Raw genomic sequence first — 6,346 nt, forward strand, 5'->3', positions numbered from 1 at the left:
ACCCGAAGGATCGCGTGAGATGAACGTTTCCGTAAAAGCGCCGCTGCCCGGCGGCCTCGATGCCGGCTCCGCCCGGCGCTTTCGCGATGGCATGGCGCTGCTGGCCGGGGCGGTGACGATCGTCACCACCGATGGCGGGAATGGCCGGCACGGCTTTACCGCGACCGCCGTGTGCAGCGTGTCGGACATGCCGCCGACCCTGCTGGTGTGCATCAATCGCGCCACCAGCGCGCATCCGCATGTGCTGGACCATGGGGTGCTGGCGGTGAATGTGCTGGCCGGCGCGCAGCAGGCGCTGTCCTCGGCCTTCGGCAGCCGGTCGAAGACGATGGAGGAGCGTTTCGCGGGTGGGCGCTGGCGGCGGGGGGTGACCGGGGCGCCGCTGCTGGAGGGCGCGCTGGCGTGTTTCGAATGCCGGGTCGGGCGGGTTGTCGAGGCCGGAACCCATACGGTGGTGTTTGCCCAGGTGCTGGACGTGCATCTGCCCGGCGAGGGGGCGGACGGGCTGGTCTGGTTCGCGCGGCGCTATGCGGTGCTGCCGGCGTCCTGTTGACGGGACGTCCGGGGGTGGGCTCCGGCGCGCCTTGAATTCACGAAAATAATAGCAAATACCAAAAGAAACAAAGCTGGAATGTGTTTTGGTCGGCGATGGAAGAGCGGCACGCCGGAAGCGTGTGGATTCGATCGTCCCTGTCCATTCCTGGCTATTCCGGAAATTGCTGGTCATGCCCCCTTTCGTCTCGCGATCCGCCCGGCTGTTGCCGGGTGCCTCATTGCTGGCCCTGATGCAGGTGGGGCCGCCGGCCGGCCATGCCCGGGCCGATACGAGCCCGCCCCCGGCCGCGCCGCATGCGAAGGGCGAGGAGATCGTGGTCGCGACCCATCGCCTGTCGCCCGCCGACCGGGCGCGGGCGCGGCTGGACAGCCTGCCGGGGGCGGCGACCGTGATCGATGCCAGGCAGGTGCTGCGCGGGCGCAACCTGACCAATGCCGATGCGCTGGCTTTCCAGCCCGGCGTGTTCGCGCAGTCCTCGGGCGGGGGCGACGGGTTGCGGCTGTCGATCCGTGGGTCGGGGATCCAGGTCGGCACCAATTATTTCCGCTCCGGCATCCTGATGATGTTCGACGGGCTGCCCGTCACCACGCCCGCCGGCACGCCCTACGAATTGTTCGAGCCGCTGGGGCTGCGCTACACGGAAGTGCTGCGCGGGGCGAATGCCTTCGATTATGGCGGGCTGCAACTGGGCGGCGGCATCAATTACGTGACCCAGACCGGCTATGACGCGCAGACCTATCAGGCGCGGGTCGAGGCCGGCAGTTTCGGCTATACCAAGGAACAGCTCAGCTCGGGCAAGGTGATCGGCAAGGCCGATTATTATATCAGCGTGACCAATTCGTACCGCGGCGGCTACCAGGCCGAGACGCAGGCGAACAGTTTCGGGGTGAATGCCAATTTCGGCTATCGTTTCAACGACCGGGTTTCGACGCGGTTCTTCTTTCGCTATCGCCAGACCCGCAACGGGTATCCCGGCTATCTGACCCGGGACCAGATTCTGGACGATCCGAAACAGGCGCAGTCGCCCTATCGGGCCTGGCATTCGGTGCGGATCCAGCCGGGCTCCAAATTCTATGGCAACATGACCACCGTCAGGCTCGACGACCGGTCGAACCTGGAACTGGGCTTCGATTACCAGGACGCGCCGATCGACATCCAGAATACCAGTTTCAGCCAGATCTGGGGCTACAAGACGGTGGCCGCGACCGTGAACTATACGCGCCATGACGTGCTGGCCGGGCACAGGAGCGATACGCAACTGGGCTTCATGGACACGTCGGACCTGGAGGCGTGGCAGACCAACCGGGTGCGGGTCGCGACCGGGCATCTGGCGGGGCTGCCGATCGGGGAGGTGCTGCGGCACGTGACCTATGGCGGGACGGAGAATTATCTGCATCTTCGGAACAATACGGAAATATTCCATGATTTCTGGCTGACCACGGCGGCGGCGGTGGCGTTTGTCGAGAAATCGTCGGGCGTGCCGTACCCCCGTACGGCGGCGGGGGCGAATTTCGGGGAATCGTCGGTCAATTTCGTGCCGCGTGGGGGATTTCGCTATGTCATCAGCCCGCATGTGGAGCTGTATGGCAATGTCAGCCGCAGCATCCAGCCGCCCAACGACTGGAACCTGAATTATGCGGGGCCTTATTTTACCGGCAATATTCCGCAATCGGGCATGAATTCGGGCGCAGGGAAGCTGCGCAACCAGACGGCGACGACCTATGAGATCGGCACCACCGGCCAGGCGTGGCGGAACAAATGGAGCCTGACCTTCTACCATTCCGACGTGCGGAACGAATTGCTGTCGGTGATGACGCCGCAATCGCAGGCGGTCGGGGCGTCGATCTATGGCAACGGGTCGCCGACCATGCACCAGGGGGTCGAGGCCTCGCTGGACACCACGCTGTACGAATGGGCCGGCAACCGGCTGTCGCTTCGCCAGGCCTATACATGGCAAGATTTTCGCTTTCGCCATGATTCGGTGTTCGGGGCCAACCGGCTGCCGGGGATTCCGGAACATTTCTACCAGGGCGAGATTCATCTGGACACCAGGGCGGGATTCTATGCCGGGTTCAATGCCCAGGTGTCGTCGAAGGTCGGTGCCGCATATGACGAGACCTATTTCGCGCCGTCCTATCATATCTACAATCTGAATATCGGCTACGAATGGCCCGGCAAGCATCGGCAGGTTTTCCTGAGCGTCGATAACCTGGCCAATACGCATTATGCCGCCATCGTCGTGCCCGGCTATATCGCCGGCGGCAAGCAACTGGCGGTGATGCAGCCGGGCGACGGGCTGGGCGTGTTCGCCGGCGTGTCGGTGGGCTTCGACTGAGGCACCGGACGATGCGCGATCCGGGAATGGCATGAGTGAATGGTATGAGTGATCGGCCCAGAATTGGCATTATCGGCGGTGGCTTCAGCGGTGCGGCCATTGCCTGGCATCTGACGGACGGGGGCGGCGACCTGCCGCCGGTGACGGTGTTCGAGCCGCGCGAGGCGCTGGGGCAGGGGGTGGCGTACGGAGCGCGCGATCCGCGCCACCGTATCAACGTGCCCGCCGCGCGGATGAGCCTGACGACCGCCATGCCCGATGATTTCCAGGCCTGGCTGACGGCGGATGGCGCGTTGGCGGCGGACCCGGAGGCGGTGCTGGCCGATGGCGCGGCCTATCCCGCGCGGTCGGTGTTCGGGCGCTATGTGGCGGCGCGGCTGGCGCCGCGCCTGGCCGGCGGGCAGGTGGTGCATCGGCGGGCCCGGGTGTCCGGCGTCGTGCCCCGGGCGGAGGGGGGGTGGTGGATCACCACCGATGACGGCGCCCGGGATCGGGCCGATATCCTGGTGATCGCGACCTCGCATCCGGCCCCGGCGGCCCCGGCGGCGCTGGCCGGGCTGGCGGAGGGGGGCGGCCGGCTGGTCGCCGATCCCTGGGCGGCGGGGGCGTTGGACGGGATCGGGCCGGACGACCGGGTGTTGATCGTGGGCACCGGGCTGAGCATGGCGGATGTGGTGGCCTCGCTGGACGGCGCGGGGCATCGGGGGCGGATCGTGGCGCTGTCGCGGCGGGGGCAGGTGTCGCAGGCGGACCTGAGCGACGTGACCGATGCCTGGGGGGATTTTTCCACCGAGCCGGCGGTGACCGCGCGGGGGGCGCTGCGCCGGGTGCGGCTGGCGTTGCGCGACGACCCCGACCGGCCGTGGCAGACCGTCTTCAATGCCGTGCGCCGGCAGGCCGGGGCCATCTGGGCGGCATTGCCGGTCGTGGAACGGCGGCGGCTGGTGCGGCATGTGCGGCCGTTCTGGGACACGCGGCGCTTTCGCATCGCGCCGCAGGTGGAGCGGGTGCTGCATCGGCGGATCGCCGGGGAGACACTGGAGGTGCTGGCCGCGCGGATCGAGGCCGCCGACCGGCAGGGCGAGGGGATCGACGTGATGCTGCGCCGGCGTGGCGGCGGGCTGTCGTTCGCGTCGTTCGACGTGGTGGTGACCACCACCGGGCCCGACCATGCCCGTATCCTGTCCTCGCAGCTCTTTCTGGCCGGTCTTGGCCGGCAGGGGCTGTTGCGGCCCGACCCGGTGGGGCTGGGGGTGGATACCGACCGGGAGGGCCATGCGGTTTCGGCGGAGGGGGAGACGGTACCGACGCTGTTCGTTGCCGGGCCGCTGTCGCGCGGGACGTTCGGCGAGCTGATGGGGTTGCCGGAAGTGACGGCGAATGCGGAGATGATCGCCGCGACCATCCTGCGGGAGGCGCGGCGGGGAGCGGGGTGAAGCGGCCCGCGAAGGCGGGGCCTCAGGCCAGGATGGTCGCGTTGCCGGGGTTCATGTCCGGGTTGCGCCAGAAGCTGCCGCCCGCCAGTCGGGACACGATGTCCGGCGGAAGGACGGGGCGGCGCGGTGCCATGGACACGCGCGGGCGGACCGCGTGCAGGCCGGGTGTTCCGAGGGCCTGGTCGAAGCGGACCGGCTGCTCGAACCGGATATCATTGAAATCGTAATCCCAGCGGGGCAGGGACAGGAGATCGGACAGGCGTTGCAGGGTGTCGCGCGGTGCCGTGACCAGGCGGTCATATTCCACCACGATCAGCTTGTGCGCGAGGGCGCTGTAGAATGCCTCGTTGAACGCATGCCAGCAGAAGCCGAAGGGTCCACCCTGTGAGGTGAGGGCATTCACGCGGTCGTGGAGCGTTCCGCGCTGTTCGATCGGGACGATCCTGGAGCCGAGAAGGGGGTCCTTCTGCATGATGCGTTCGAAGGAATCGATGATCCAGACCGGATCGCGCACGCAGCAGATGACGCGCGACGCGGGGAACAGGTGGTCCAGAAGGGCGAGGCGCGTACACCACAGACGGTTGTTGTCGATGACGATATCGCCCGTCGTCGAACCGGACCGTGATCCGTCATCATAATACCCGGTCAGGATGCCCCTGAGCAGGCGCTGGCGCGTTTCCGCCTCGAACTCGGTGGCGAACTCTCCTTCGACCATCACCGATGTGAGCTTGATCATCATGTTCGCGACCGGCGTGATGATGCCCGCGTGGCGGACGGCCGGATTCTGTTGCAGGATCGCGGCCAGCAACGTGGAGCCGGAGCGCGGCAGTCCGGACATGAAATGGACGACCGGGGGATGCATGCGTGGGATCCCTGATGAGATATCGGTGTGTCATTCAACATATTTTCGCGGGATGGGCTGCCTGCCCGTCCGGGTAGGGTGCGTGCCGGACCGGGCGTGGCTATGCGCGTGGAGCGCGCGGATGTTCAGGGCTGGATGAGCCCGTGGCAGATCGCCCGTACCACCGTCTGGACGCGGTTGTGGCAGTCCAGCTTGGCCATGGCGTTCCGGAGATGGAATTTTACGGTATTCTCGCTGATATTCAGGATCGTCCCGATGTCTTGGGTATCCTTGCCCTGCGCGACCCAGAGGAGGCATTCGCGCTCGCGCTCCGTCAGGGACGGCGCGTCGGCGGCCGGGCGGGGCGAGGCGATTTCGTGATAGCGATGATGATACTGGCTGAAAGCGAGAACCAGGGCGGTCTTGTCTTTCGCGGATATCGCGGGTTCCTGTGACGCGACGCCGATCAGGAACAGGGACGCGGGGGAGGATGGGAGCGGGATCGAATAGCCGCCCTTGAACCCCAGATCGGAAAACTCGGCGAACATTCGGCGTTGTGCCGGTATCTCGGCCCGGCGGAGCTGGCGCCAGTCGTAGGGCGTGCGCCAGAAATGCGCCGGGTCGATCGTCGGATCGACGCGATCGTATCGCTGGTCGCGATAATGTTCCGCCCAGTGGCGCGGATAGGTGGTGCTGACGAGGTGGCGTTCGCCGGCATGGGTCTTGTGGACCTCGCCCAGCGCGTAGGCATAAGGCCCGAGACGCTGCACGATGTGCCGGAAAGCGTTGTTCAGGTCCGGAACGGTCGGCGCCGAGCGGAGCGCGGTCGCCAGGTCGAAGATCTCTGCATAGAGGCGCGCCATCAGGGGGGCGCCGCCGCACGCGTTACGGATGGGACGGCCTGCCGCCCGGGGACGAGGCTGGACATGATTGGAAAATCCTTGCGTGCCACGAAAGAATTATAAAAGCCTGCGGCTTCGTGATCTTGAGAGCACACATAGACGCAAAAGGGCGGGATGGTGCATCAATATCTGTTGCATTTTGTTACATGTCGGCGGGGCGCGCGCGGGTAACTGCTCACGGGGCTGGCTTTTTTGGTGCTGATCAGGCGACGACGAACGTTCCATCGACGAGACTTCGGATTGCACTGAGGGCGGTTTGGCCTGAGATGCGGGCGG

General features: G+C 66.3%; 5 protein-coding genes. 3 read left to right on the forward strand and 2 right to left on the reverse strand.

The genetic code is table 11. The features are described from left to right. The first annotated feature begins 19 nt into the window (after positions 1 to 19). The 3 genes from HLH48_RS20980 to HLH48_RS20990 all read left to right on the forward strand — a co-directional run bounded on the left by HLH48_RS20980 (position 20) and on the right by HLH48_RS20990 (position 4,327). Entirely contained in the window at positions 20 to 553 is a 534-nt protein-coding gene (locus HLH48_RS20980) for a flavin reductase (RefSeq protein ID WP_182999423.1), read from the forward strand. 232 nt (positions 554 to 785) lie between these two features. Next, positions 786 to 2,891 carry a TonB-dependent receptor family protein gene (locus HLH48_RS20985; RefSeq protein ID WP_246387631.1) on the forward strand — a complete coding sequence of 702 codons (2,106 nt, stop codon included), beginning with the start codon at positions 786 to 788 and terminating at the stop codon, positions 2,889 to 2,891. 44 nt (positions 2,892 to 2,935) lie between these two features. Next, positions 2,936 to 4,327, forward strand: a complete 1,392-nt coding sequence (locus tag HLH48_RS20990; RefSeq protein ID WP_182999425.1) for an FAD/NAD(P)-binding protein — start codon at positions 2,936 to 2,938, stop codon at positions 4,325 to 4,327. Between the two features lie 22 nt (positions 4,328 to 4,349). On the opposite strand, the gene HLH48_RS20995 is transcribed toward HLH48_RS20990, so the two are convergent. Beyond that, entirely contained in the window at positions 4,350 to 5,189 is an 840-nt protein-coding gene (locus HLH48_RS20995; RefSeq protein ID WP_182999426.1) for a sulfotransferase family protein, read from the reverse strand. Positions 5,190 to 5,314: 125 nt separating this feature from the next. Then, on the reverse strand, positions 5,315 to 6,031 hold the full coding sequence (locus tag HLH48_RS21000) for a helix-turn-helix transcriptional regulator (protein ID WP_182999427.1): 717 nt from the start codon (positions 6,029 to 6,031) through the stop codon (positions 5,315 to 5,317). Positions 6,032 to 6,346 lie beyond the last annotated feature (315 nt).

This window comes from Gluconacetobacter sacchari, from assembly GCF_014174255.1.
In the GTDB taxonomy this organism is placed as follows: domain Bacteria; phylum Pseudomonadota; class Alphaproteobacteria; order Acetobacterales; family Acetobacteraceae; genus Gluconacetobacter; species Gluconacetobacter sacchari.

What these genes read in the sequence shown, in the direction of transcription:
- HLH48_RS20985 (WP_246387631.1), top strand. Translation starts at nt 786, where the DNA reads ATGCAGGTGGGGCCGCCGGCCGGCCATGCCCGGGCCGATACGAGCCCG.
- HLH48_RS20980 (WP_182999423.1), top strand. Translation starts at nt 20, where the DNA reads ATGAACGTTTCCGTAAAAGCGCCGCTGCCCGGCGGCCTCGATGCCGGC.
- HLH48_RS20995 (WP_182999426.1), bottom strand. Translation starts at nt 5,189, where the DNA reads ATGCATCCCCCGGTCGTCCATTTCATGTCCGGACTGCCGCGCTCCGGC.
- HLH48_RS20990 (WP_182999425.1), top strand. Translation starts at nt 2,936, where the DNA reads ATGAGTGATCGGCCCAGAATTGGCATTATCGGCGGTGGCTTCAGCGGT.
- HLH48_RS21000 (WP_182999427.1), bottom strand. Translation starts at nt 6,031, where the DNA reads ATGGCGCGCCTCTATGCAGAGATCTTCGACCTGGCGACCGCGCTCCGC.